This window comes from Kaistia algarum, from assembly GCF_026343945.1.
GTDB classification, from domain to species: Bacteria; Pseudomonadota; Alphaproteobacteria; order Rhizobiales; family Kaistiaceae; genus Kaistia; species Kaistia algarum.
This window is the reverse complement of the sequence record NZ_JAPKNJ010000001.1, coordinates 582,485-606,600: the sequence shown is the minus strand read 5'-3', so window position 1 is coordinate 606,600 and position 24,116 is coordinate 582,485. Positions and strand designations below refer to the sequence as shown.

Below are 24,116 nucleotides of genomic sequence, written 5' to 3'. Positions count from 1 at the left end.
GGGGGGAGAGGGTCGTCCTGAGTTCTTCATCAATGCCAGTGAAATCGACGGGCACTGTCTTCTCCCTCCCCCCTTGTGGGGGAGGGCCGGGGAGGGGGGCCAACCGCCGAGGCATAGGGCGACGGCTCGCACTGAGCCTGCCGGGAGAGAAATAGAATGCAAACCTCCTTCACCCTCGCCCAGCTCGCCGATCCGGACACCCGCGAATCCGAGAAGATCTTGCGGACCTGCGTCCATTGCGGTTTCTGCACCGCGACGTGCCCGACCTATCTGCTGCTCGGCGACGAGCTCGATTCGCCGCGCGGGCGCATCTATCTGATCAAGGACATGCTGGAGGGGTCGAAGCCGGCCAATGACGAGGTCGTCAAGCATGTCGACCGCTGTCTTTCCTGCCTCTCCTGCATGACGACCTGCCCCTCGGGGGTGAACTATATGCATCTCGTCGATCATGCCCGCGCGCATATCGAGGAGACCTATAATCGGCCCTTCGCGGACAAGGCGATCCGCGCGACGATCGCTGCGGTCCTGCCCTATCGCAGCCGCTTCCGTCTCGCGCTTGTCGGCGCTGCGATCGCGCGTCCCTTTGCCGGCGTCGTGGCGAAGATCCCCGGCTTCGAGCGCATCGGCGCGATGCTGAAGCTCGCGCCGCGCTTTCCGCATGGCCGGACGGCGTCGGAAGGGCCGGGCGTATTCCCGTCCGGGGCCGCGAAGCGCGGACGCGTCGCGCTGCTTTCGGGCTGCGTGCAGCCGGTGCTGGACCCCTCGATCAACGAGGCGACGATCCGCCTCCTGAACCGCGTCGGTGTCGAGGTGGTGATCGCCAAGGGGGAGAGCTGCTGCGGTTCGCTCGCCCATCACATGGGTAAATCCGACCAGTCGCATGCGCAGGCGCGACAGACGATCGACGCCTGGATCGCCGAGATGGATGGCGAAGGCCTCGACGCGATCATCATCACCGCGTCGGGCTGCGGCACGACGATCAAGGATTACGGCTTCATGTTCCGCGAGGACTCGGCCTATGCCGAGAAGGCGCGCCGCGTCTCGGGAATAGCCAAGGACATCACGGAATATCTCGAGAGCTTGAAGCTCGATCCGGTCGCGGCGCCGGCGCCGCTCACCGTCGCCTATCATTCGGCCTGTTCGATGCAGCACGGCCAGCAGATCAAGACGGCGCCGAAGACGCTGCTGCAGAAGGCCGGCTTCACCGTCCGCGACGTGCCCGAGGGCCATATCTGCTGCGGCTCGGCCGGAACCTACAACATGCTGCAGCCCAAGCTCTCGCAGCAATTGAAGGCGCGCAAGCTCGGCAACATCGCCAAGGTTGCCCCCGACATCGTCGCGACCGGCAATATCGGCTGCATGACCCAGCTCTCGGACGGCGCCGGGGTCCCGGTGGTGCACACGATCGAATTGCTCGACTGGGCCTATGGCGGTCCGAAACCGGCGGGCGTGGCGTAGGCGGGGTTTGTGGTGACTGGCTTTTGATGCGAAACTGACGATCTAAGCCCGTATATCGCGATGCGCGATGGGGAAGATCCGATGCAGGACGTCAGGGTCAGAATATCCGATAGCGGCGAAGTGAGCCTGCCCGCCGAGTTTCTTGAACAACTCGGCCTGCGGACGGGGGATACTGTTGTTGTCAACGTCGACGACGGCGATATCTGGATCAGAGCCGCCGGCAAACCGCTGCATCCTGCACAACTCCTGGTCAAGGAGCTTGAGAAGAAATACGGATCGCTTCCCACCGTCGACGAATTTATCGCCTGGCGTCGGGAAGAGGCGGCGCGCGAAGAGGCGGAGTGGGATGAGTGGCAGCGTACGTCCTCGACGCCTCGGCCCTGATCGCCTTCCTGCGCCGCGAGCCGGGCGCAGAGATCGTCGAGCGGGTCGTTGGCGATAGTTCGATCTCGGCGGTCAATTGGAGCGAAGTCGTCGCCAGCTTCTCGCGCGGCACAACGCTGGCCGACGCGGTCCGCTCGACGCTGGCAGCGCTTTCGCCGCCGATCATACCTTTTGATGCCGAACTCGCCGTTGAAGCGGGATTGATAGCTCAAGCCACCCGGTCCGCCGGCCTCTCGCTCGGCGATCGCGCCTGCCTGGCGCTCGCCAAGCGCCTCGGCGTTCCCGATCTCACCGCCGACCGTGCGTGGGCAACCATTGCTGAGGCGGCCGGCGTCGAGATCGTCCTGATCCGCTGACGCCAGCTATTCGGCCATCACGCCGGCGACCAGCGTTCGCGCCAGGTCGCGGGCCGTCGCCTCGATCACGTCTTCGCCCAGTCCGCAGACATCGCGGAGCACGATGATCGTCTCGATTCCGGTGAGGAGCGCGAGGCCGGTCACCAGCCGCTCCTGCCGGGCGGCATCGAGATCGCCCAGCCGGGGCGCCAGCGCCTCGCGGATCCAGCCGAGACGCCGGCCGCCGCGCGGCGCCGCCGGGCGCGATCCCCCGCCGACCGAGACGCTGAGGAAGGTGCGGAACAGCGCCTCATGGGCGAGCACCATCCGCAAGATCCCCGAGACGACGAATTCGGCCCTGCCGGCAAGATCGGCATCCGTCGGCGCATCGGCGAAATTCACCGCGGCGAACTCGCGCGCGATGGCGTCGAGCACCGCTTCCTGCGCCATGGCGTCGGGCGCCGAGAAATAGCGATACGCCGTTGCGCGCGAAATTTTCGCGCGGTCGGCCGCCTCGGCGACCGTCGGGTGCTTCCCCTCCGCCAGCCATTCCCGCGTCGCTTCCAGCAGCGCGCTGCGCGTCCGCTGCTTCTGCGCCACGCGCTCGAAACCCTCTTGACTACTCAAGCGCCACCTTTATAAGACAAAAATCTCGTAACGAGAAAAATGTATCACAAACCCGACGGACAGACAATCATGAACGCCCCAATTGCCCCTGCGACCCCGGCTTCGAAAGCCGGCTCCACGATCCATCTGCTCGGCACGCTCGTCACCTTCCGGGCGACGGCCGCCGACACGGAAGGCGCCTTCTCGCTGGTCGAGGCGAAGACGGCCCCCGGCCAGGGCACGCCGCCGCATATCCAGCGCGACGACGCTGAGGCCTTCTTCGTGCTCGAGGGCGAGTTCGAATTCATGGTGGCGGGCGGGGTCTCGCGCGGCGGGCCGGGCACGTTCCACTATATTCCGCGCGGTGTCCCGCACGGCTTCTCCAATCCGGGCGACAAGCCGGCACGCATGCTGATCATCAACCTGCCGGGCGGGCTGCACGAGAACTTCTTCGTCGAGGCCGGCGATCCGGTCGCCGATGCCGTGAACTTCCCGCCGATGAGCCCGCCGGATATTCCTCGCCTCATCGCCGCGGCCGGCCGATACGGCATCGAGATGCTGCCGCCGGCCTGAGGCTCGGCAGCCATTTCGGATCACGCCGGCTTGATCGCTCACTGCGTCGCGCGGCAGTGCGTCTCGGCGCCCTTTTCGAGCGTGTTGGCGGCGAAGTCGAAGCGGGCCTGGACGTCGATCACCGGCGTCAGGCCGTTCGTCTCGATCTGCGCGAGATCGGGACAGTTCGCCGCCGTCGCCTTTGCGCTGCTCGGGGTCCAGAAGCTGGCACCCTCGGTGTCGATCGCGATCGTGTCGCTGTCATAGCCGCCGGAATAGACGAGCTTGCGGGTCTTCAAGTCGAAGATCTTCAGCTCGCGATCCGGTCCGGTGCCGGAATCGATCAGCAGCGTCGAACCGACGAGCTTCAGCAGATAGAACGCGTCGTCCGCGCTGCCGACGACATAGTCGCCCTTCGCGGCTTTCGTGCTGCAAGCCGCCTTGGGATGGGCGGCCTTGTCGCGGACGATATAGCTGTTGCCGGCATCGTCCTTGTTCGGCACCTCGACGACGAGGAACCCGGCGTCGCTGGTGCATTGCGGGGCCGCCGCCGCGAACTGCGGCAGGGCGACGAGGGCGCCGCAGAATGCAAGGGCGGCGAGGGCTGGTGTCCGGATCAGGATCGCGCGCTCCGCACCGCATCGACCGTCATGGCGCAGACCGCGCTGGTCGTCGTTTTCGCCGGGCGGCGCATATAGGTCACGAGTTCGTCGCCGATCGGGTCGATCCAGCGCTTGTCGATCGAGGCGAAGCCCTTGGCGATTGCGACGGCAGCCAGCATCTGCGCCGCGTTGCAGTCGACGTCGTGGCCGCAGCCGCCGATAATGGCGAGCGTTTCGTCGAAATCGCCCTGGCCGAACCAGAGCGCGATCACCTGCGCCGCCGCGTTCGGATAGGCGTGGATCCAGTTATATTCGACATATTCCGCGTCGCAGAGCGCCCAGGCGCTCTTCCAGTCGGCCGATTTCCGGGCCGCATCGAGCGCGAAGCGGACGACGGCGCCGTATTCGGTGTCGGCCGGCATCAGCTCGACGGTCTCGGCGGCGAGCTTCCTCATATCCGTCTCGACGAAGGCGCGCGCGACGAGCACGGCGTTGAACACCTCGCCGAGAATGCCGTTGCCGGTATGTGAGACCTCGGCGTCGAGCCAGGCGAGGCGCGCCGCCTCGCGGGCGCGGCCGGGCGCCACCATGCCGACGATCGCGCCGCGCATCTGCGCACCGATCCATTCGTCGAACGGATTGCCGTCGAGTGCGCTCTCCGGCGGATAGACGCCGCGGCGCAGATTTTCGAGCGCCACCGCCTCGGCCGACCAGGCGACGGGAATGAGGCTTACCCAATAATCGCCGACATCGGCGCTGGTGATCGCGTGGCCCTTGAGCGCGAAGGCATAGAGGAAGGCGAGTTCGAAGGTGATGTCGTCGTTGTAGGTGTTCGGCGGCCGCATATAGCGATCGATCCTGCCGAAGGCCTTTTCGAGCTTCTCGGTCGTGTAGCCTTCGAGCGCGGTCCCGACGGCCGCGCCGATGATCTGGCCCCACCAGCCGGCGGCGATGCGGTCCTCGAAATCCTTGCCCTCGACGTCATAGGCGACATCCGGCGGAAAGCTCACCGCCGCCTCGTACTCCGCGAAGGAGGAGAAGCGCTTCGTCTTCTGCGACGGGTGCTCCGGGTCGGGCTTCGCCTGGCGCAGCACGGCCTTGAGGCGGGAATGGGCGACATGCAGCGCCTCCATGTCGCCCTCGTCGACGGCGGCGAGGCCCTTTTCGAGCCACAGCGCATTCTCGGCCGGAACGACCCAGCCCTTGTTTTCGAGCGATTGCACCGCCGCGACGGCGAGGCTCTCCGGCGCGCCGGAGCCCGGCACATTGGATTGCCAGAACATGCGCACCCAGAAATCCTGGCCGGCGATCGCCTCGGAGGCGTCCCAGGTCTGCTCTTCCTCGCTGCGGAGCACGGGCTCGGCGTTACGCAGCAGGTCGCGGGCAAATTCCCAGGCTTTCATCGATCGGTTCCATCTCAAGTGAAGGTGCGGCGGCACAGTAGGGGATCTAGGTCTGGTGTCGAGGGGCGCCGCCGCTAACGGCCCCGCTCGGCAGTGGCGAGTTCGGCGGCGGTGTTGCCGCCGATCGTCGCGCGGAGATAGGCCTCGGTTTCCGGCAGAGCGAGGTGGAAATTGCTCAGCGGCTCGATCTGCAGCTTGAGGCCCTCGGCATCCACATCGAGGACATGGCCGCCATGAAGGCGGTCGGCCGAGATGAAGTGGAAATGATAGCCCGCGACGCTGAACGGCCCGGAGAATTCCGGCGACCAGATGCCCACCAGCGTTCCCTCCATACCCGTGAAGGTGAATTCGTGCTGCCCCTTGGCGGCCTCGGCAAGGCGGGTCCCCGGCGCCTGCGGGCCGATCGAGCGCGCCTTCACGCGAGCGAAGCGGCCGTCGAGCCTCAGCGCGTAGAAGATGTTGCCGGAGCCGCGCAGCGGATCGCAGGCGGATTCGAGCTCCGCGAAGCTGCGGACTGGGCCGAGCGTCGCCTGCTGTTCCGGGCTGAAACGCGTGACGATCGCAAAGGGCGTGCCCGCATCGGGCGCAACCCGCAAGACGTCGCCATTCACGTCGGCACGATAGGCGTGGCCCTCCAGCAGGATCATCTCGCCGTCGAGCCCGGTGAAGGTGCCGAGGCCGAAATCGCCGTGGTCGAGCAGCGCGCCGACGCTGACCTCTCGATCCGAGACGCCGGCCACGAGCGCGCCGGAGGTCGAGACCTGGAAGACGGTGTGGAGCGACGTCTCGAAATATTGCGACAGGGCATCGCGGATGATGCTGTCGATGCCGCGGCCGGTTCTGGCACTCTCGGCATCGAGCGACGCGCGCAGCGACGCCGGTATCGTGTAGCCCGTATGGTGCATGGGGTCCTGCCAGAAAGCCCGCCGATCCGTCGCGGACTTTGCGACGGATCGGCGGCCGGGGGCAACCGCGAAGGACGGGTGTCCTCAGCCGTTTTCCGCAAGCTTCTTCAGCTTGGCCAACTGCGTGTCGCGATTTTCCTCGAAGGCGAGGGTGCCGACGAAATGGCCCTTCGCATTCATCAGATAGACGCTCGCCGTATGGTCCATCGTGTAGTCGCCGCTATCCGTCGGAACCTTGCGGTAGAAGACTCGATAATCCTTGGCGATCGCCGCGATCTCGTCAGGCGTGCCGGTGACGCCCATGATGCGGGGATCGAAGGCGGAGAGATATTCCTTCATCGTCGCCGGCGTATCGCGGTCCGGGTCGACCGAGACGAAGACCACCTGGATCTTGTCGGCGAGCGGGCCGAGCTGGTCCAGATCGAGCGTCAGGTCCGACAGTGTCGTCGGACAGACATTCGGGCAACGGGTGAAGCCGAAGAAGATCGCATAGGGCTTGCCGCCGATGTCGGCATCGGTGAAGCGACCGCCATTCATGGAGGCAAGGTCGATTGGCCCGCCAATGTCGGCGATACCGCCCGGCTGGTTGCGGGTGAGCATATAGGCGACGGCCGCCGAAAGGCCCAGGGCGACCAGCGCCGCCGCGAGCCATGCCGTCACGCGAGTGCGGCGGGTCATTGCTACTTGCTCATGTCCATGCCGGGCATGGTGTCGTCGTGGCCGGCCTCTTCCGGCGCCTTGGCACCGATCGCCTCGACAGCGAACTCGACCTTGACCGTGCCGGCCTTCTCGAAGGTGAGCGTGCCGGGGATCTTGTCGCCCTTCTTGAGCGGTCCCTTCAACTGCATGAACATGATGTGGTAGCCGCCGGGTGCGAGCTTTACCGTCTCCTTGGCGGGGATCGGCACGCCGTCGGGCAGTGGGGCCATCTTCATGACGCCGTCCTCGACCTTCATTTCGTGGATCTCGACGCGGCCGGCGATGTCGGCCGTGGCCGAGACGAGACGGTCGGCCGTGTCGCCATCATTGGTGATTTCGACATAGCCGCCACCGACCGCCGCGCCGGGCGGCGTCGCACGCGTCCAGGGATGCTCGATCTCGATCGAGCCGATCTTGAATTCATGTGCGAAGGCGGACTGTGCCGAGAAGAGGAGCAGGGCGGCGGCAAAAGCCGTGAGGCCTATCCGTTCCTCGATGCTGCGGAAACGGCGAGCGAAACGGAGCGCCGAAGCGCCCGTGGAAGCGATTGTGAACGACATGGTTATTTCCCGATGGATCGATGAAGTCGTCGCGGCGCATGCCGGCGACCCTATGGTTCCGTCTTGGTGACGGCGAGGCGGATCAGGCCTCGGGCGGCGCTCGGGAATGAAGCGGCGACAACTCGAAACGGCCCGGCTGGTGGGCCTCATGCGAAGCGCGGGCGGCGAGCCCGGCGAGAACCGGCGGCACGCTCGCAGCGGCGGCTTGCGGCGCCGGCAGGCCGCCCAGCATCGGGCAGCCGAGCGTGCAGCAATCGGCGAGATGGTCGCGATCGGAAGGCGAGGAAGGCGTCTCCGCCGATAGGGAGCGGCTGCCGAGGCAGAGGACCTCGCCAGCGGAACCGAGCGTGTCGGCGCGGGCGCCGATCGAGAGGCCGCTGAAGAAAGCCTGGACGACGAGAAACAGCGCTACGGTAAGCGCCACTTCGACCGACCAGCCCCTCGACCTGCGATGTCGCACGATAGTCTCCTCGCCGGAGAGCCATAGCAGGTCAGCTGATCCCTGGAAACGGACCATTCCGCCGCATTGGAACCACGGGGCGTACTTCATCGGCGTCGGCGCGGCGCCATCAGCCTCGGTTCCTTCGAGGCCTCGGGTTCATCCCGGAGCGCGCGCCAAGGGCCGGGTCCAGCCAACGGCGATTGACGAGGTTCGTGCGAGATTGCATACAATCTGAAGTCAGCGGCACTAGAAGGCGCCAAGCCGCAATCCTTTCATCCGGGGAAATATCATGTCGAGGTTTGGTACCGTCGCGGCGGGGCTCGCTCTGGCTGCCTTGTTCGCTGGAACTGCCATCGCGCAGGAGATTCCGAACATGGTCGGAACGTGGAAAGGCAGCACGCGGGCCGTCATCATCGGCTCCAATCCTTACCGCGTCGCCGAATCCAACGGTCCGAACCTTCCTCCCAATCTGATCGAATTCACCTATTCGATCACGAAGCAGGAAGATAACCGCTTCGTCGGCACGTCGGGCGCTGGCAAGTTTGGCGAGACCCTGATCGGCGCCATCAACCCGGACGGCAAGTCCGGCATCATGATCGACGACGACGGCCAGTATCAGTTCACCTTGCGCGATACCGACACGATCGACATGTGCTACTGGCACTCCAACCTGACCAGCAAGGTCGTGTCCTGCTGGCAGTTGAAGCGCTCGAAATAGGCGGCGTCCAACCTTTCGCGGCGACCGGTGCGCCACAATATGTTGCGCTGATCGCCGCGCTCGGGAATTTCATGCCCTCTCACGTCGCGCTTCTCTACAGCATCGTTCTGACGCCGACGCGGCGGGTCGTCATGACAGACCTGAAGGCGGCCGCCGAGGCGGCTGGGCTCCAGAATGTCGAGACCCTGCTCGCCACCGGCAATCTGGTATTCGATGCCGGCGATCTTGCGGTTCCGGCCGTGGAAGCCGCGCTGGAATCGACCTTTCAGCGTAAATTCGGCAAGCCCGTCGACATCATCGTTCGCGACGCTGCCGCCTTCAAGGCACTCGTCGCTGCCAATCCGTTCCCGGCTCAGTCGGCGGAAGACGGCAGCCGCGTGATCACGCGCATCATGCGAAGCGGCGTCCCATCTGACGCGGAAACCCGGCTGCGCAGCCTATTGGACGAGGGTGAACGCGTTGCCGTCATCGGGGGTGACATCTGGGCCGCTTTTCCCGCGCGGCCGAGCGCCTCGCGCCTGCTCTCCGCGATCTCATCGAAGAAGCTTGGAATCGGCACGGCGCGCAACTGGAACACGATCCAGCGGCTCGCTGTGAGACTTTCGCCGGCGCCGTGACGACGGCGAAGTGCGAGAGGATGGTCGCGCCGAAGCTGGGCGTCATCGGCGCGTCCACCGCGTCGCGCCCTATGGTGCCGGTTTCAGATCATGGGCAAAATCGGCGGCGATCCTGTCGCCGAGCTCGGCATGCATGTCAGCGCGCGGCCGTGTGCCGCCGTCGTCGCAAAGCTGGTCAGCCTCGCCGATCTCGACCAGCAGCGCCTTTCCTCCCACCTGGCATTCGGCGAGGAAGGTGAAGTGCACGGCGCCCTGAACCTGAGCATAGTCGCCCTTCGGCGTCAGGCGCGCGAGATCGTCGGCGATCACGCCGGGAGGGACGGTTTCGGGACCGCCGAGATTGATGAAGTGCATCGGGATCGCGATGGCCTCAAGGCTCGCCGGCTGGAACGCCTTCGCCATGCCGGGATCGACCAGCACCGCCGAGGCGATGCGCGGATCGCGGTTGGAGTGCTCGAACCGGCTCTTGTCCATCTGGCGCAGATCGACCTTCTGGCTGGGAACCTCCTTCCCATCGACATAGCCCTTGCCGCCAGCGAACCAGATGCAGTCCATCATCGCGGGATAGGTGTCGCAATAGCGCGCATAGGCCTCGCGATCGATCGTCGCGCCTGCGAGCTCCATCGCTGTCGTGCCGCCGAGCGAGAAGCCGAGCACACCGACCCGCCGCTCGGCGAGCGCGTCGCGCCAATCAGGGTTCTCCGTCAACGCCGTGAGCAGCGTCGAGAGATCTGCCGTGCGCTCCCACACATTCGGCGTATCGATCGGGGTCGAGTCGCCGCTGGTCGTGCCGGGGTGGTTGGGCCCGGCGACGATGAAGCCGGCGGCGACCAGGCGGTTCGCGATCCAGCCGAGATTTTCGATCCGCGCGCCGGAGCCGTGCGAAACGAGGATCAGCGGAAAATGGCCGCGCGCGAGCGGCGCATCGGCGAAGGCGGGGGCGCCCCGGAAGAGCTTGCTTTCGCCGACGCGGATTTCAGCTCCGCCGGGCGTCGCCGGATACCAGATGGTGACAGCGAGATCACGGCCGCGGGCAGGCGAGGGGACCGCGAGGGTCTTGACGCCGACGACATCGGCGGCGAGGACGGGTTGGGCGGTCGTCGCGAGGGCGACCAATGTGAATAGAAGGGCGAGGGGCTTCATGGAAACTCCGGATTGGCGAAGCATGGCAACGGTGCCGGCCTGCCACCTCCGATCCGCCCGCCGCGTCCTCGAACCTGTTTGAGGTCGTCCGCAATCGTGATTTAGGTCACGTTTCGTCGTTGGAGCCGCTTTTCGCCGGGTGCCCCGCTTGCTCTTCGTGCCTTTGCCCTTCGTGGTCGCGCTGCTGCTCGCGATCCTGTTTCTGGCCCTGCTGCGCTTCGGGGAGGGGGCGGGTGCCGGTCGGCCGTTCCTGCTGCTGATCGGGCTCTGCGCGCTGCAATCCGTGCTGATCGGGCTGAGGTGGGGGTATGGCTTCTCGGCGCTACGCTTCGCCTTGCCGGTGCTGGCGGCCTCTCTGCCACCGCTCGTCTATGCGAGCTTTCACCGTTTGATCCGCCCGGACCCTCCGGCGCATCGCCGTGACCTACTGGCCGCCACGCTACCGCCTTTGCTTGTCGTCGTCCTGTTCTTGACGCTGCCGCAACTGATCGACATCGCGCTCGTCCTGTTGTTCGTCTTCTATGCGGTCGCCTTGTTGCGGCTCGGGCGTTCTGGGCCCGACGGGCTCGGCGAAGCGCGTTTCGAGGGCGTCACGCCGGTTCATCGGGCGCTCTACGTCGCCGCCGCGGCACTCTGCCTTTCGGCATTGTTCGATCTCGCGGTGTTTCTGAACTTCGAGCAGATGCACGGCGCCAATGTCGGCGCCATCGTCGGCAATGCCAATTTCCTCGGGCTGCTCATGATCGGCCTGACGGCCTGGATCGCCGGCAGCAGCCAAGCTGCGCCGGACGGGACGCCCGAGATCGAGCCAGCCGCGCTCGAGCCGGACGCTAACGACGACCGCGAGGTGCTGGCCAGCGTGGAGGCGCTGATGAAGCAGGAGAGGCTCTACTGCGACGAGAACCTCAATCTGTCGCGCCTCGCCCGGCGGGCCGGCATGCCGGCCCGGCGGATTTCCGCCGCCGTCAATCGCCTCGCCGGCATGAACGTGTCGCAATATGTCAACGGCTACCGCATCGAGGAGGCGTGCCGTCTGCTGCGCGACACCGACGTGACAGTGACCGCCGCGATGCTGGAGGCGGGGTTTCAGACCAAGTCGAACTTCAATCGGGAGTTCCGCCGCGTGACCGGGCTTAGCCCGGCCGCGTGGCGGACCAAGCTCCGGCCATTTGCCGCGTGATCTATCGGCTTGGGGAGAAAATCGGTCCGTTTCCTACGCTTCTTCCGTGATCACGGCGAAGCGCGAGAGGATGTTCGGGCCGAAGGTGTGCGTGATCGGCACATCGGCCGCGTCGCGGCCATAGGCGATCGGGATACGTCCATAGCGCCGCTTGTTGTTGCGCGGATCGAACACGTGCCACTGGCCCGACAGATAGACCTCGATCCAGGCGGCGAGGTCCATCGCCGCATAGGGCGGTGGCTCGCCGACATCCGAGATATAGCCGGTGCAATAGCGCGTCGGAATGTTGAGCGTCCGGCAGAAGGCGACGGCCAGATGCGCGAAGTCTCGGCATACGCCCACGCCTTCCGCATAAGCTTCGGCAGCCGTCCGCGTGTTGCGCGCGTTCTCATAGCCGAAGCGGATGTGATTGTGCACGAAGTCGCAAACGGCCTGCACCCGGCCCCAGCCGGGCTGCGTGTGCCCAAACAGGCGCCAGCCCTCATCAGCCAGGCGGTCTGTTTCGCAATAGCGGCTGCCCAGCAGATAGACGAGGGTGTCGTAAGGAAGGTCTTCGACTCGGTGCTGGATTGCTTCCGGATGGTAGGGATCCGGCAGGCCGTTGTCGCGGATCACCGTGCTGGTCCGGATTTCGAACCGGCCGGCCGGCGCCAGCAGGCGGCAGCACCAATTGCCGTATCCGTCGTAATAGCCGTGGATCGGAACGGCAGGCGTGGTGGTGATCAGATCGGGATATTCGAGCCGCGACGCCACGCTCGGATGGACATTCACCATCGTAATCATCGGCGTGTCGGCGGCGAGCTGATAGTCAAGCTCAACCCCCAGCCGCAAGCGCAGTGGCAAGGCCGCCGAAGCGTTGTCTGGCATCTGCTGGGTCGACGTGAACCCGGCCGGCGAGGGAATATCCTGCATATGGTGGCTCTCCTGGCGCTGGGCGCGCCGATGCGAAACAACAAAATACCACGGAGTTGGTTCCCCTCGTTGGCGCAATTGCCGGCAGGTACGGCCTCCTCCTTGCGCGCCCGCAACTTCGTGCTAGTTTGCGCCCGTCTCATCGGGGTGCCTCGATCCGTTCCGGATCCTGGCTGAGAGGCCTTCGGGCTAACCCGCGAACCTGATCCGGATCATGCCGGCGGAGGGATTGAGCCAAAGGCGCGGTTTGCGCCCAAGCCATCGTTCCGTCCTGCGCCAGCGCCAAGGACGAAGAAATGACTGAACATTCCGAATTGAAACTGTCCGTCACGGACGCCCATGGCGCGCTCGAGGCGGTGCGCGCCGCCCGCCCGCTTGTCCAGAACATCACCAACTATGTCGCGATGACCATCTCGGCCAATGTGCTGCTGGCGCTCGGCGCCTCGCCGGCCATGGTGCACACGGCCGAGGAGGCGGATGATTTCGTCGCGATCTCCAGTTCGCTCGTCGTCAATATCGGCACCTTGTCGCCGCCCTGGGTCGAGGGCATGCGCCGCTCCATCGCGCGCGCTCGTGAACTCGGCAAGCCTTGGGTGCTCGACCCGGTCGGCTGCGGCGCCACGCCCTACCGTACCGGCATCGCGGTCGAATTCGCTGCGCTCAAGCCAGCGGTGATCCGCGGTAATGCCAGTGAAATCCTGAGCCTGGCCGGGGCGTCGGGCGCGGGTGGCAAGGGTGTCGATTCGACGGCGAGTTCCGATGCGGCACTGGATGCGGCCAAAGCTCTGGCCATCAGCACGGGCGCAGTCGTCGCCGTCACGGGCGAGACGGACTATGTCACCGATGGCAGGCTCGTCGTCGCGATCACCGGCGGCGATGCGCTGATGCCGCTCTCGACCGCGCTCGGCTGCGCGCTCTCGGCGACCGTCGCCGCCTTCGCCGCCGTCCGCCCGCCGATGGAAGCTGCCGTCGCCGCGCTGGCCGTCTATGGCGCCGCCGGCGCCGACGCCGCCATCCATGTGAAGGGCCCCGGCCATCTCCCGGCCGAACTCTGCGATGCGCTCCATCGCATCGATGCTGCCACGATCGAACGCCACGCGACGATCCGGGTCGTCGAGGGGGAGGCCATCTGATGCGCCGTCCGTTCGACCTCTCGCTCTATCTGATCACCGATGAGGGACTCGCCGGACCGCGCGGCGTCGTCGAGACCGTTCGGCAGGCCATCGACGGCGGGGTCACGCTCGTCCAGCTTCGCGATCCGGAGAACAAGACACGCCACCTGATCGATACAGCCGCGGCGCTCATCGATATCCTCCGGCCGCGCGGCATTCCGCTTATCATCAACGACCGTGTCGACGTCGCGCTCGCCGTCGACGCCGACGGGGTCCATGTCGGCCAGAGCGACATGCGCACGCGGACGGTTCGCGACCTGATCGGGCCGGACCGGATCATCGGCCTCTCGGTATCGCGCGTTTCCGAACTCGTGGCCGAGGACATCGACCCGGTCGATTATCTCGGCGTCGGCCCGATCTACTTCACCTCGACCAAGCCGAACGCCCCGACGCCGATCGGCTTCGACGGCGTCGGCGCGATCCGCGCTGCCTCGCGGCTGCCGATCGTCGTCATTGGCGGCGTGAAGGCGGAAAATGGCGAAGCCGCCATCCGCTCCGGCAGCGACGGCATCGCGATCGTCTCGGCGATCATGGGGACCGCCGATCCGCAGGCCGAAGCGGCGCGCCTGCGCTCTGTCGTCGACGCCGCCAAGGCCGGGTGAGGCGAGGGCGGTTGCGCCTGATCATTTTCTCCCAAGCGGAAAAGGTCCTCGGAGCTTTCCGCTTGTTTCGTTGAAGACGGCGGCATGACATGATGCCTCCACCTTGCCCGCCTGAGGAGAAATCCATTGTCCGCCCATGCCAGCCGCCTTGTCGTCACCGGCGCTTCCGGTCCCCGCTTCGACGAGATCCTGACGCCCGAGGCGCTTGCCTTCGTCGCCGAATTGCACGGCCGTTTCGATGGCACCCGGCGGGCGCTGCTGGAATTCCGCAAGGAACGCCAGGCTTTCTTCGATGCCGGCGGACTGCCGGATTTCCTGCCCGAGACCGCGTCCGTCCGGTCCGGTGATTGGAAAGTAGCGCCGATTCCGGCTGATCTTCTCGACCGCCGCGTCGAGATCACCGGGCCGGTCGATCGCAAGATGATCGTCAATGCGCTGAATTCGGGCGCCAAGGTCTTCATGGCGGACTTCGAGGATGCGTCCTCGCCGGTCTGGGCCAATATGGTCGAGGGCCAGATCAATCTGAAGGATCGCTGGGCCGGCAAGATCGATTTCACCGACCCGAAGACCGGCAAGGAATACAAGGTCTCGTCGAAGCCGGCGGTCCTCGTCATCCGGCCACGCGGTTGGCATCTTCCCGAGCGCCATATCACGTTCGAAGGTGAGCCGGCTTCCGGCTCGCTGGTCGACTTCGGTCTCTATTTCTTCCACAACGCCAAGACTGCACTGGCGCAGGGATCGGGACCGTATTTCTATCTGCCGAAGATGGAGAGCCATCTTGAGGCCCGGCTTTGGAACGACGTGTTTACGGCCGCTGAGGAACTGCTCGGCGTCCCGCACGGTTCGGTCAAGGCCACGGTCCTGATCGAGACACTGCCCGCTGCCTTCGAGATGGACGAGATCCTGTTCGAATTGAAGGACCATATGGCCGGCCTCAATTGCGGCCGCTGGGACTACATCTTCTCCTTCATCAAGACGTTGCGGAACAACAAGAGCTTCCTTCTGCCCGACCGTGGCCAGGTCCTGATGGGCAAGGCGTTCCTCAAGGCCTATTCGGAGCTCTTGATCAAGACCTGCCATCGTCGCGGCGCCTTCGCCATGGGCGGCATGGCCGCGCAGATTCCGATCAAGAACAATCCGGCCGCCAATGAGGCGGCCTTCGCCAAGGTTCGCGCCGACAAGGAGCGCGAGGCCGGCGCCGGTCACGACGGAACCTGGGTTGCCCATCCCGATCTCGTCCCGGTCGCCATGGAGGTCTTCGACCGCCTGATGCCCGCGCCGAACCAGCTGACGCGCCTGCGCGAGGAAGTCAGCTACGGCCAGAAGGACATGCTCGAAGTCCACGAGGGGACGCGGACTGAGGAAGGGCTCCGTCACAATATCCGCGTCGGCGTCCAGTATATCGAGGCCTGGCTGCGCGGCCGTGGCGCGGTGCCGATCTATAACCTCATGGAGGATGCAGCGACCGCCGAGATCAGCCGGACCCAGATCTGGCAGCAACTGCACTTCGAGGCGACGCTGGAAGGCGGCGAGCAGGTGACGAAGGCGTTGTTCGCCAAGTTGCTTGCCGAGGAGATGGAGGTCGTCAAGGGGGAGATCGGTGCCGACAATTACGCGGCCGGCCGGTTCCCCGAGGCGATCGACCTGTTCGCTCGCCTGTCGACCGCTGACGAATGCGAGGCGTTCCTCACCGTCCCGGCCTACAATCTGATCGACTGACCGCTCTTGACCTTGGTGCATGTCATTTCCTAGCATCGCGGCAGGCTGATGCAGCCTGCCGCTTGCGCCCTCCGGGGTAGGGTGAATGCATCGGGAGGCAAGATCGGGTCCGTTTGCGCATCGGCGAACCTATCAGCAATGCAAGCTCTGATCGTCCGTTCGCCGCAACGCAAAGGACTGGAATCATGCGTGATTTTCGCGATGCGAAGACCATGGCCAAAGAGCTGCGCGCCGAGTTCTCCGGCCGCGGCGTCGATCTCACGCACAGCGAGACCCTCGAACTGATCGCCCGACAGTTCGGCCTGCGCGACTGGAACGCGCTATCGGCCGCGCTCGTCGCTGGAGTTGGGAATCCGGGGCCGGTTGTTCGGGAGGTGATCCCGATCCTGCGCATCTTCTCGGTCGACAAGGCGCGGGAGTTCTATGAAGGCTTCCTCGGTTTCACGTTCGACTGGGAGCATCGCTACGAGCCGGGATTGCCGCTCTATGCCGAGGTTTCGCGAGCCGGCATGAAGCTTCATCTCTCTGAGCATCACGGCGATGCGAGCCCAGGCTCCACGGTTTTCGTCTGGATGACGGGAATTCGCACCTTCCATCGCGAATTGACTGAAAAGGTCTATGGCTATTCCCGGCCCGGCTTGCAGGAAACCGGCTATGGCGCGTTGATGGTCGAAGTACCGGATCCGTTCGGCAACCGGATCCGGTTCAACGAGAGGCTATAGCTTAGGGTCGCTCGCCGTTGGCGCGTCGCCATGGCTTTTGCCGGTTGGAGGCAGAGCGATGGCGGCGAGTTCGGCGTGGCTGCCGTCATCGGTCGTCGAAATCTGCGGGCATCGCTTGCAGGCCGCGCCGCCTTCCTGCGCGAACCACCGGCAGGATCGGCGGATGTTGCACGGTGGCAGCGACGACACCACCTCCGGCAGCCTGGCGACGATCCGGACCGCCAACTGGCAATCCTTGCCGTCGAAATGCTGGCATTTCCGCGTCTCGCAGGTGCCGGAGAGGCGGAATACCGCCGTTGGCGGGGCAGGGGCGGCGCGGGCGAGCAGGTCCTCGTCGGCCGGCAGCCGCGCGTTCAGATAGGCGATCCGGGGGCCCTCCGGCCCATGTTCGACGAGCCCAAGCACCTGCAGATCGGCCATGCCAGGCTGGGCGCTCGGACAGGCGAGCGTCTCCCCCACTGCGATTGTCTCGGCCATGGTTGCCGCCTATCTGGGCGGGTCCTGGAAGCGGCGATAGGGGAAGAAGCCGCAAACGATATATTTGCCCCAGAAAACGAACGCGGGATCATAGGGATAGCCGATACCGCCCACGATTGTTCGCGCGACCTGCCGTCCCTCGGTCAGATCGAGACCCTTGATTTCCTCTTCGCTCAGGATGAACCCGATGATCCCCGGATCGGGGAAGAAGCGCGCATCCGGCTTGAGCGCTGCGAACTTGGCGTTGGCTTTGACCGACTTCACGGCCTCGGGAATTCGGTTCGAGAGATCGGTAAGCGAAATCGAGACCGGCTTTGACTCGGACGTCATCTGCGCCTCCCTGGCGATAGGCTCGCCCAGGAGCCCATGTCGGGCCGGGTGGAACGGACGCGTCAGCGGCGCGGAAATACGCGGCAGGCGCGGCAATAGTTCACACGCCAACGACCTCGATCGAGGTCATCGCACAATACGATACGGCATAGGCTTCGAAAGCAAGCGATGCGGCGGTCAGAACAACACCAAAGGCCGTTCCCGCCCTGCAATATAGTTTCAGCGCGCTCACATCCTCACCGGGGATGCAGTCCTCCGCGCCGATCTATCACAATACTATATCAGAAAGCGCGGATGTTTCAACGTGGCGCCCGGATCGCGCTCGGCTCCGGTTTGTAGGGAGAACGGCCGGAACGGAAATTCGGCCGGTCGCCCGGTTTCGAGTCGTGTCCGTCAGGCCTCGGCGCCGGCGCCATGGCCGGGGCTGCCGCCGCGGATCGGGCGCTCTTCCATCAGCGTGAAGAAGATGAGTGCGATGGTGATGCCGATGGCGGCGGCGGCGAAGACGCCGCTGAAGGCGCTGCCGAGCGACAGGCCGGCTTGCGTTGCCTGCGCGACCTTCTCCTCGACGGACGTTCCCCCGGTAGAGGCCAGGCGATCGACGCCGGCCAGGAAGATCGCCCCGAAGCTCGCGACGAGGATCGCGCTTCCGAGCGCCCGCATGAAGTTGACCGTCGCTGTCGCCGAACCCAGATGGTGAGGCGCCACCGCACTTTGCACCGCGACGATCGTCACGGGGAAGAGAGAGCCGAGACCGAGACCGATGATGGTAAGGAGAATTTCAAGCGGGATCAGGCCGAGCTGGTCGGCGAAGAGTGCGAGCGAAGCTGTGGTGAGCGCGGAGATCAGAAGCCCGATGATCGGGAGCCTTTTGTAGGAGGCGACTCGTGCCATCACACGTCCCGACGTCTGCGCGCCGATCACCGTTCCAATGGACATCGGGATAAGCGCGACGCCGGAAGCGCCGGCGGAAAGGTGAAGGACCGACTGGAAGAACAGCGGCAGATAGATCGACAGCGACACCATCGTGCCGATGCCGAAGAACCCGGCAAGCGTTGCGAAGGCAACGACGCGGTCGCGCAGCACGCCGAGCGGCAGGAACGGCTCCGGCGCGGTCAGGAGGCGGGCGACGAAGAGCGCCCAGGAGATGGCCGACGCTCCGAAGAGCCCGAGGATCGTCGCCGAGGACCACGGATAGGTGACCCCGCCCCAGGAGAGCGCCAGCAGCAGCAGCACAGCCGCCGCGACCAGAAGCAGGGCTCCGAGGAAATCGATGCGGTGCGGTCGCTCGTTCCGGGGCAGCTTGCGCAGCGCCGTAGCGGTCATGGCGAAGGCAAGCGCGCCTAGCGGAATGTTGATCCAGAAGATCAGCGACCAGTGCCAGACCTGCGACAGCACGCCGCCCAGCACCGGTCCGGCGACGCTCGACAGCGCGAAGACGGCGCCGAAATAGCCCATATAGCGGGCGCGCTCCTTCGGCGACATCGCATCGCCGATGATGGTGTGGGCGAGCGAGATCAGCCCGCCGCCGCCCAGCCCTTGCAGAAAGCGCGCGACGATCAGCGCGAACATCGTCGGCGCGAGAGCGCAGGCAACCGAGCCGATCATGAAGATCGTGATCGCGGTCAGCAGCGTCGACCGCCGGCCATAGATGTCGCTGACTTTGCCATAGAGCGGCGTCACGGCCGTCGAGGAAAGCAGATAGGCGGTGACGACCCAGGAGATATTCTGAAGATCGCCGAGCTCGCGGCCGATGGTCGGCAGCGCCGTCGCGACGATCGTCTGGTCGAGGGCGGCGAGCAGCATCGCGAGCAGCACGCCGATCACGATGGTCCGGATCGTTGCGTCGTCGAGCTTGACCGGCTGCGGGGCAGGGGAAGCGGTAGCGTCCATGACGGAGGAGCCAGAGGGTTAGCGGGCGGCGGGAGCAGAAGGGCTATCTGTCGGTCCGCGAGGCCCGTTCAAGAGGATGAGAATATAATATTCGCTTCGTCTGCCTGTCGCAATGATCAGGCTTCCAAAGAAATGGCGCTAGTGTCCCCCGCCGCCACCCGCACCACGAGCCTGCGGCTTGCGTGCCAGCGGCACCAGAAGGACGATCGCGCCGAACAGGATGGCCAGCATCAGGAAGACGTCCGAAAAGGCCATGACAAGCGCCTCTTTTCGGACCGACTGGCTCAGCACCTGCAAAGCACCGATCTCGGCATTGGATCCCAGCGCCGACAGGCCTCGCGAGAGCGCGACGATGCGCTCGTTCGCCACCTCGCGGCCCCACTGGACCGATTCATGCAGACGGCTGATATGCAGATCCCAGCGATTATTGAGCGCGGTCGTGATCACGGCAAGACCGACGGCGCCCCCGAGATTGCGCGTCAGGTTGAAGAGACCTGACGCATTCTTCATCCGATCGGGCGGCAACGTGCCGAGCGCCAGCATGTTGACGGGGAGCATCGACGTCATCAGGGCGATGCCGCGCAGTGCCTGCGGGATGAACAATTCGTGGAACGACCAGTCCTTGGTGATAGGCACCAGTTCCAGGCACGACACGGCGAACAGCCCGAGACCAAACGCCATCATGGCGCGGGGATCGACCCGCTGGGCGATCTGTCCGGCGATCGGCGCAGTGATCATCATGAAGATGCCGGTGACGAACATCGTCTCGCCGATCTGGAGCGAATTATAGCCGCGCACCCGGGCCAGAAACACCGGGTAGAGATAGACGAGCCCATAGAGGCCGACGCCCAGCATGAAGGAGAACAGCGAGCCGGTCGCGAAGTTGCGATCCTTGAAGGCGCGGATGTCGACGATCGGCTCGTTCGCCGTCAGCACCCGCCAGAAGAAGCCGATGCCGGCAAAGAAGGACACGACGGCGAGGATCAGGATCGTTTCATCCTGGAACCAGTCATTCGCGGATCCTTCCTCCAGAACATATTCGAGGCTGCCGAGAAAAAGCGCGAGCGTCACAAGGCCGATATAGTCGAAATGGTCGAGCAGCTTGAAATTGGGCTTATCCCAGTCGATCAGGAAATAAGCGCCGAGGGTCACCGCAATTCCTGGAATGACATTGACCAGGAACAGCCAGTGCCACGAGAACAGGCTCGTCAGATAGCCGCCGACGGTCGGGCCGATGGTGGGCGCCAGCGTCGCGATCAGGCCGATGATGGCGGAGACCATGGCCTGGCGATTGCGCGGGAAAATGGTGAAGGCCGCGGCGAAGACGGACGGGATCATGCCGCCGCCGATGAAGCCTTGCAGGCCGCGCCAGATGATCATCTCGGTGATCGTATTGGCGGTCGAGCATCCGATCGACGTGATCGCGAAGCCGGCCGCAGCGATTGAGAACAGATAGCGCGTCGAGAGTGCGCGCCCGAGAAAGCCCGAAAGCGGGATCATTACGATCTCGGCGATCAGATAGGCGGTCTGGACCCAAGAAACTTCGGATGCGCTGGCCGACAGGCCCGCCTGGATCTCGGCCAGCGACGACGAGACGATCTGGATGTCGAGGATTGCCATGAACATGCCGACGCACATGGCCACGAAGCCGAGGGTCCGCTTGGCGGTCATCTCCGGTTGGACATGGGGGGCTGGAGGCGCCATGGCGTCGTCTCGTCTCATTCGGACGTCGGTCGGGGATATCTCGCCGGCGGTTGGGAAATTCTGGTGGAGAAGGGGGAGACGGGCACCGGGAGGGCGGTGCTCGTCTCCCCCTTCCTCCCTCCGAAGAGGGATCGGGGTATCAGGCGCCGGACTGGGACGCTCCGCCGGTCCGGCTGTCGACTTCGACCGTGACCGAAAGGCCGGGCCGCAGATTGCCCGAAGCGATCGCGTTGGCCGGCACTCGGATCCGCACAGTGACGCGCTGCGTGATCTTGGTGAAATTGCCGGTGGCGTTGTCGGGAGGCAGCAGGCTGAACACGGCGCCGGAGGCGGGCGCGATGCTTTCGACGGTGCCGATGATCGGCGGGCCGTCCGCGGCGTCGACGGTAATGGTGGCCGTCGCGCCCGGCCGGATCCGCGCCAACTGGGTTTCCTTGAAGTTGGCGTCGATATAGAGATCGGCGATCGGAACGAGCGCGAGCAGCCGCTGGCCGGCCGACACATATTCGCCCGGATCCACGGCGCGGTTGCCGACGATGCCGTCGAACGGTGCGCGGATCACCGTGCGATCCAGCTCTAGCTTCTTCTGGTCGAGCGTGGTGCGAAGCTGGTCCAGTGCGCGCTCGGCCTCGACGCGCTGGGCCTGGAGAACCGCGACATTCGCCTCCGCAGTCGTCAGCCCGGCATCGGCGGAGGCTGTTGCAGCCTTCGCCTTGTCGCTCGTCGCCTGCGCCTGTTCCAGGCTCTGGCGGCTGGCGAACTGGCTGGCATTCAGCTGGGTTGCCCGGTCGAGATCGGCCTTGGCGAGTTCGAGATCGGCTGCGGCGGAGGTGATGGTCGCCTGCGCCTGGGCAATCCCGGCCTTCGCGGCCTCGGTCTGCTTGTCGATACGGGAAAGCGTCGCCTGCTGAGAGGCGATCTGGTCCTCGATCGCGGCCACGGCGAGACGTTCATCGGCATCATCGAGCTGGACGAGGGGATCGCCTGCCTTGACGCGGCTGTTGGCGACAGCCGGCACGCTGGCGACATAGCCCGAGAGGCGGGGCGCGATCACGGCCGAATCCGCGCTGATATAGGCGTCGTCGGTCGATTCCATGAAACGGCCGATCGTCCACCATTCATGACCGAAATAGGCGCCCGCCACGATCGCCACGAGCCCGAGGCCCGATAGGACGATGCGGCGGCGGCCGCCCTTCTTCTTCGGCTCCGCAGGCTTGCTCGGTGCCGCTGCAACTGGCGCGGCAGGAGCCTCGGCCGGCTTGGCAGCGGGCAGCTCCGCGGTGCGCCGCGCGTCCAGCGTGGTGCCGCCAGCTTCTTCGGATGAAGTTTCGACGAGGGCGACCTTCGCCATGGTCCCGCTCCTGCTCATATCAATTTTGATGGATTGACCGAACCGTTCGGTCATTAGCGGTTGAATTAGACCTGTCGACCGACTAAATCAAGATCGAACTGAACGGTTCGGTCAAAAAAAATCGATCCGCGATCTGCTGTGCGCAAGCCGTGGGCAATCGTTGACTGAATCGGATAGAGTAGCTCCAAGAAACGCTCCGCTGCTGCAGGCGGATCAGCAAGGATCGAGAAGGTGACGCTCGCCCAACATGTGGTAGCCGTCGAAATCGACGAGAGTTCCGCCGGTCAGGACCCGCGCAAACGCCGTCAGATCATGGATGGCGCGCGTCGGGTTTTCCTCGACAAGGGGTTCGACGCGGCCAGCATGAACGACATAGCGCGGTCCGCGGGGGTTTCGAAGGGTACGCTATACGTCTACTTCGAAAACAAGGAGCGGCTTTTCGTCGAGCTGATCTCGACGGAAAAGCGCGAGGAGCTCTTCAGCGTCATCCAGCTCGATCTCGAGAACCACGATGTGGCCCGCGTGCTGGCCGAATGCGGCTACCAGCTGATCGAGATATTGACGCGGCCCTATTACATCCAGGCGATGCGGACGGTCTTCTCGATCGTCAATCGCATGCCCGATATCGGCGTCGAGTTCTATGGTCGCGGCCCGCAGCTCTGTGCCGACCAGATCGCGCGATACCTGAAGGCGCAAGTCGAGGCTGGTGTACTCGACGTGCCGGACTGCGACGTGGCGGCCTTGCAATTCATGGAACTGGCGCAGACCGGGATCATGCGCAAGCTGCTCTTCGGCCTTTTGCAGACACCGCCGCCGGACGAGATCCGGCGGCGCGTCGATGCGGCCGTTGTGTTCTTCATGAAAGTCTACGGCAGGCCTTGAGGCGCCTCAGTCTGCAAATTTAGCGGACGATGACCTTCGTTCCGATCGGGGCGCGGCTGTAGAGGTCGGATACGTCCGCGTTGACCATGCGGATACAGCCCGACGAGACGTTGTGGCCGATGGTCCAGGGCTCGCTGGTGCCATGAATGCGGAACATCGTGTCGCGGCCGCCATCATAGAGATACATCGCCCGGGCGCCGAGCGGGTTCTGCGGTCCGCCCTCCATCGATACGGGCAGGATGCGGCCCTTTTTGCGCTCGCGGGCCCGCATCTCCGGCGGCGGGGTCCAGGTCGGCCATTCGGCCTTGCGGCCGATCTTGACCGTGCCGTTCCAGCCGAAGCCTTCGCGACCGACGCCGACGCCGTAGCGCATCGCCTTGCCATTGCCCTCGACCAGGTAGAGGAATTTCTGGTCCGTATCGATGACGATCGTCCCCGGCTTCTCGTTCGTGCCGTAGTTCACCCGCTGGCGCTGATATTTGGACTGGAGCGAGACGCCCGGGCCTGATGGCTGGAAATCGCCATTGCCCTGGAAGAGCAGCTTCAGGAAGTTCTCGGCATTCGCGTGCTGCGAGGGCATGGTCATCGCCGCGGCGAGCAGCATTCCGCTCAGTACTCGTCCGATCTTCATTGTCGTCCCCGCTTGTCTTTTTGAATTGCCTTGTGCCGCACGCCCCCGACGGACGAATCTACACCAAAATACGATAGAAAAGCACCGCGGTCGTCGCAAGAGACGGAAACCGCGGGG

27 protein-coding genes and 1 riboswitch are annotated in these 24,116 nt (G+C 65.0%); of the genes, 12 read left to right on the top strand and 15 right to left on the bottom strand.

The features are described from left to right. The first annotated feature begins 156 nt into the window (after positions 1–156). The 3 genes from glcF (at position 157) to OSH05_RS03125 (ending at position 2,198) form a co-directional block, all read left to right on the top strand. The gene (gene glcF, locus OSH05_RS03135; RefSeq protein WP_104217611.1) at positions 157–1,458 is read left to right on the top strand and encodes a glycolate oxidase subunit GlcF; all 1,302 of its coding nucleotides are present in this window, start codon (positions 157–159) and stop codon (positions 1,456–1,458) included. 81 nt (positions 1,459–1,539) lie between these two features. After that, complete coding sequence (locus OSH05_RS03130) at positions 1,540–1,842, top strand: AbrB/MazE/SpoVT family DNA-binding domain-containing protein (RefSeq protein ID WP_165801468.1); 303 nt, start codon at positions 1,540–1,542, stop codon at positions 1,840–1,842. Further along, the gene (locus OSH05_RS03125; RefSeq protein WP_104217613.1) at positions 1,809–2,198 is read left to right on the top strand and encodes a type II toxin-antitoxin system VapC family toxin; all 390 of its coding nucleotides are present in this window, start codon (positions 1,809–1,811) and stop codon (positions 2,196–2,198) included. Before OSH05_RS03130 ends, OSH05_RS03125 begins: the two co-directional genes overlap by 34 nt. A gap of 6 nt (positions 2,199–2,204) precedes the next feature. On the opposite strand, the gene OSH05_RS03120 is transcribed toward OSH05_RS03125, so the two are convergent. After that, complete coding sequence (locus OSH05_RS03120; protein WP_133163050.1) at positions 2,205–2,804, bottom strand: TetR/AcrR family transcriptional regulator; 600 nt, start codon at positions 2,802–2,804, stop codon at positions 2,205–2,207. A 69-nt stretch (positions 2,805–2,873) separates the two neighbouring features. Between OSH05_RS03120 and OSH05_RS03115 the strand changes: the two genes are divergently transcribed. Next, a complete protein-coding gene (locus OSH05_RS03115) occupies positions 2,874–3,356 on the top strand; it encodes a cupin domain-containing protein (RefSeq protein ID WP_165801469.1) in 483 nt (160 codons plus the stop codon). Between the two features lie 38 nt (positions 3,357–3,394). Here OSH05_RS03115 and OSH05_RS03110 read toward each other — a convergent pair whose 3' ends face one another. From OSH05_RS03110 to OSH05_RS03085, 6 genes are all read right to left on the bottom strand, one after another. Beyond that, a complete protein-coding gene (locus tag OSH05_RS03110; protein ID WP_104217616.1) occupies positions 3,395–3,838 on the bottom strand; it encodes a hypothetical protein in 444 nt (147 codons plus the stop codon). 113 nt (positions 3,839–3,951) lie between these two features. Next, positions 3,952–5,340 (bottom strand): ADP-ribosylglycohydrolase family protein, encoded by a 1,389-nt coding sequence (locus OSH05_RS03105; protein WP_104217617.1) that lies wholly within the window; start codon positions 5,338–5,340, stop codon positions 3,952–3,954. Positions 5,341–5,414: 74 nt separating this feature from the next. After that, complete coding sequence (budA, locus tag OSH05_RS03100; protein ID WP_104217618.1) at positions 5,415–6,245, bottom strand: acetolactate decarboxylase; 831 nt, start codon at positions 6,243–6,245, stop codon at positions 5,415–5,417. A gap of 84 nt (positions 6,246–6,329) precedes the next feature. After that, positions 6,330–6,923 (bottom strand): SCO family protein, encoded by a 594-nt coding sequence (locus tag OSH05_RS03095; protein ID WP_104217619.1) that lies wholly within the window; start codon positions 6,921–6,923, stop codon positions 6,330–6,332. A 2-nt stretch (positions 6,924–6,925) separates the two neighbouring features. Beyond that, positions 6,926–7,504, bottom strand: a complete 579-nt coding sequence (locus tag OSH05_RS03090) for a copper chaperone PCu(A)C (protein WP_104217620.1) — start codon at positions 7,502–7,504, stop codon at positions 6,926–6,928. Positions 7,505–7,586: 82 nt separating this feature from the next. Next, a complete protein-coding gene (locus OSH05_RS03085) occupies positions 7,587–7,964 on the bottom strand; it encodes a hypothetical protein (protein WP_133163051.1) in 378 nt (125 codons plus the stop codon). 271 nt (positions 7,965–8,235) lie between these two features. Between OSH05_RS03085 and OSH05_RS03080 the strand changes: the two genes are divergently transcribed. Next, positions 8,236–8,664: a hypothetical protein gene (locus OSH05_RS03080; protein WP_104217622.1), complete on the top strand. Its 429-nt coding sequence runs from the start codon at positions 8,236–8,238 to the stop codon at positions 8,662–8,664. A 71-nt stretch (positions 8,665–8,735) separates the two neighbouring features. Then, positions 8,736–9,281 carry a DUF1697 domain-containing protein gene (locus OSH05_RS03075; RefSeq protein WP_104217623.1) on the top strand — a complete coding sequence of 182 codons (546 nt, stop codon included), beginning with the start codon at positions 8,736–8,738 and terminating at the stop codon, positions 9,279–9,281. Between the two features lie 69 nt (positions 9,282–9,350). Here the strand turns inward: OSH05_RS03075 and OSH05_RS03070 are convergent, their stop codons facing one another. Continuing rightward, complete coding sequence (locus OSH05_RS03070; RefSeq protein WP_266352034.1) at positions 9,351–10,424, bottom strand: alpha/beta hydrolase family protein; 1,074 nt, start codon at positions 10,422–10,424, stop codon at positions 9,351–9,353. A 139-nt stretch (positions 10,425–10,563) separates the two neighbouring features. Between OSH05_RS03070 and OSH05_RS03065 the strand changes: the two genes are divergently transcribed. Beyond that, positions 10,564–11,604 carry a helix-turn-helix domain-containing protein gene (locus OSH05_RS03065; protein WP_266352033.1) on the top strand — a complete coding sequence of 347 codons (1,041 nt, stop codon included), beginning with the start codon at positions 10,564–10,566 and terminating at the stop codon, positions 11,602–11,604. A gap of 33 nt (positions 11,605–11,637) precedes the next feature. On the opposite strand, the gene OSH05_RS03060 is transcribed toward OSH05_RS03065, so the two are convergent. Beyond that, on the bottom strand, positions 11,638–12,441 hold the full coding sequence (locus OSH05_RS03060; RefSeq protein ID WP_104221689.1) for a transglutaminase-like domain-containing protein: 804 nt from the start codon (positions 12,439–12,441) through the stop codon (positions 11,638–11,640). Between the two features lie 208 nt (positions 12,442–12,649). Then, positions 12,650–12,762: riboswitch (TPP riboswitch) on the top strand. Positions 12,763–12,812: 50 nt separating this feature from the next. On the opposite strand from OSH05_RS03060, the gene thiM reads away from it, so the two are divergent. The 4 genes from thiM (at position 12,813) to OSH05_RS03040 (ending at position 16,731) form a co-directional block, all read left to right on the top strand. Further along, the gene (gene thiM / locus OSH05_RS03055; protein WP_104221688.1) at positions 12,813–13,649 is read left to right on the top strand and encodes a hydroxyethylthiazole kinase; all 837 of its coding nucleotides are present in this window, start codon (positions 12,813–12,815) and stop codon (positions 13,647–13,649) included. Further along, a complete protein-coding gene (thiE, locus tag OSH05_RS03050; protein ID WP_104221686.1) occupies positions 13,649–14,290 on the top strand; it encodes a thiamine phosphate synthase in 642 nt (213 codons plus the stop codon). The genes thiM and thiE overlap by 1 nt, the downstream gene beginning before the upstream one ends. A 126-nt stretch (positions 14,291–14,416) precedes the next feature. Beyond that, complete coding sequence (gene aceB / locus OSH05_RS03045; RefSeq protein ID WP_266352032.1) at positions 14,417–16,009, top strand: malate synthase A; 1,593 nt, start codon at positions 14,417–14,419, stop codon at positions 16,007–16,009. Positions 16,010–16,194: 185 nt separating this feature from the next. Beyond that, positions 16,195–16,731, top strand: coding sequence for a glyoxalase superfamily protein (locus tag OSH05_RS03040; protein WP_104218780.1), 537 nt, complete (start codon positions 16,195–16,197; stop codon positions 16,729–16,731). On the opposite strand, the gene OSH05_RS03035 is transcribed toward OSH05_RS03040, so the two are convergent. The 5 genes from OSH05_RS03035 to OSH05_RS03015 form a co-directional block, all read right to left on the bottom strand. Next, positions 16,726–17,208 (bottom strand): hypothetical protein, encoded by a 483-nt coding sequence (locus tag OSH05_RS03035; RefSeq protein WP_207778737.1) that lies wholly within the window; start codon positions 17,206–17,208, stop codon positions 16,726–16,728. The two genes, OSH05_RS03040 and OSH05_RS03035, sit on opposite strands and share 6 nt — an antisense overlap. A gap of 9 nt (positions 17,209–17,217) precedes the next feature. Continuing rightward, positions 17,218–17,538: a hypothetical protein gene (locus tag OSH05_RS03030; RefSeq protein WP_104218779.1), complete on the bottom strand. Its 321-nt coding sequence runs from the start codon at positions 17,536–17,538 to the stop codon at positions 17,218–17,220. A 393-nt stretch (positions 17,539–17,931) separates the two neighbouring features. Further along, positions 17,932–19,431, bottom strand: coding sequence for an MDR family MFS transporter (locus tag OSH05_RS03025; RefSeq protein ID WP_104218778.1), 1,500 nt, complete (start codon positions 19,429–19,431; stop codon positions 17,932–17,934). 138 nt (positions 19,432–19,569) lie between these two features. Then, a complete protein-coding gene (locus tag OSH05_RS03020) occupies positions 19,570–21,135 on the bottom strand; it encodes a DHA2 family efflux MFS transporter permease subunit (protein ID WP_104218777.1) in 1,566 nt (521 codons plus the stop codon). 139 nt (positions 21,136–21,274) lie between these two features. Then, the gene (locus OSH05_RS03015; protein WP_104218776.1) at positions 21,275–22,486 is read right to left on the bottom strand and encodes an HlyD family secretion protein; all 1,212 of its coding nucleotides are present in this window, start codon (positions 22,484–22,486) and stop codon (positions 21,275–21,277) included. 231 nt (positions 22,487–22,717) lie between these two features. On the opposite strand from OSH05_RS03015, the gene OSH05_RS03010 reads away from it, so the two are divergent. Further along, positions 22,718–23,368 (top strand): TetR/AcrR family transcriptional regulator, encoded by a 651-nt coding sequence (locus OSH05_RS03010; protein WP_104218775.1) that lies wholly within the window; start codon positions 22,718–22,720, stop codon positions 23,366–23,368. A gap of 19 nt (positions 23,369–23,387) precedes the next feature. Here the strand turns inward: OSH05_RS03010 and OSH05_RS03005 are convergent, their stop codons facing one another. After that, entirely contained in the window at positions 23,388–23,999 is a 612-nt protein-coding gene (locus OSH05_RS03005; RefSeq protein ID WP_266352031.1) for a L,D-transpeptidase, read from the bottom strand. Positions 24,000–24,116: the final 117 nt, after the last annotated feature.

What these genes read in the sequence shown, in the direction of transcription:
- glcF (WP_104217611.1), top strand. Translation starts at nt 157, where the DNA reads ATGCAAACCTCCTTCACCCTCGCCCAGCTCGCCGATCCGGACACCCGC.
- OSH05_RS03130 (WP_165801468.1), top strand. Translation starts at nt 1,540, where the DNA reads ATGCAGGACGTCAGGGTCAGAATATCCGATAGCGGCGAAGTGAGCCTG.
- OSH05_RS03115 (WP_165801469.1), top strand. Translation starts at nt 2,874, where the DNA reads ATGAACGCCCCAATTGCCCCTGCGACCCCGGCTTCGAAAGCCGGCTCC.
- OSH05_RS03105 (WP_104217617.1), bottom strand. Translation starts at nt 5,340, where the DNA reads ATGAAAGCCTGGGAATTTGCCCGCGACCTGCTGCGTAACGCCGAGCCC.
- budA (WP_104217618.1), bottom strand. Translation starts at nt 6,245, where the DNA reads ATGCACCATACGGGCTACACGATACCGGCGTCGCTGCGCGCGTCGCTC.
- OSH05_RS03095 (WP_104217619.1), bottom strand. Translation starts at nt 6,923, where the DNA reads ATGACCCGCCGCACTCGCGTGACGGCATGGCTCGCGGCGGCGCTGGTC.
- OSH05_RS03090 (WP_104217620.1), bottom strand. Translation starts at nt 7,504, where the DNA reads ATGTCGTTCACAATCGCTTCCACGGGCGCTTCGGCGCTCCGTTTCGCT.
- OSH05_RS03080 (WP_104217622.1), top strand. Translation starts at nt 8,236, where the DNA reads ATGTCGAGGTTTGGTACCGTCGCGGCGGGGCTCGCTCTGGCTGCCTTG.
- OSH05_RS03075 (WP_104217623.1), top strand. Translation starts at nt 8,736, where the DNA reads ATGCCCTCTCACGTCGCGCTTCTCTACAGCATCGTTCTGACGCCGACG.
- OSH05_RS03070 (WP_266352034.1), bottom strand. Translation starts at nt 10,424, where the DNA reads ATGAAGCCCCTCGCCCTTCTATTCACATTGGTCGCCCTCGCGACGACC.
- thiM (WP_104221688.1), top strand. Translation starts at nt 12,813, where the DNA reads ATGACTGAACATTCCGAATTGAAACTGTCCGTCACGGACGCCCATGGC.
- thiE (WP_104221686.1), top strand. Translation starts at nt 13,649, where the DNA reads ATGCGCCGTCCGTTCGACCTCTCGCTCTATCTGATCACCGATGAGGGA.
- OSH05_RS03040 (WP_104218780.1), top strand. Translation starts at nt 16,195, where the DNA reads ATGCGTGATTTTCGCGATGCGAAGACCATGGCCAAAGAGCTGCGCGCC.
- OSH05_RS03035 (WP_207778737.1), bottom strand. Translation starts at nt 17,208, where the DNA reads ATGGCCGAGACAATCGCAGTGGGGGAGACGCTCGCCTGTCCGAGCGCC.
- OSH05_RS03030 (WP_104218779.1), bottom strand. Translation starts at nt 17,538, where the DNA reads ATGACGTCCGAGTCAAAGCCGGTCTCGATTTCGCTTACCGATCTCTCG.
- OSH05_RS03025 (WP_104218778.1), bottom strand. Translation starts at nt 19,431, where the DNA reads ATGGACGCTACCGCTTCCCCTGCCCCGCAGCCGGTCAAGCTCGACGAC.
- OSH05_RS03020 (WP_104218777.1), bottom strand. Translation starts at nt 21,135, where the DNA reads ATGGCGCCTCCAGCCCCCCATGTCCAACCGGAGATGACCGCCAAGCGG.
- OSH05_RS03015 (WP_104218776.1), bottom strand. Translation starts at nt 22,486, where the DNA reads ATGGCGAAGGTCGCCCTCGTCGAAACTTCATCCGAAGAAGCTGGCGGC.
- OSH05_RS03005 (WP_266352031.1), bottom strand. Translation starts at nt 23,999, where the DNA reads ATGAAGATCGGACGAGTACTGAGCGGAATGCTGCTCGCCGCGGCGATG.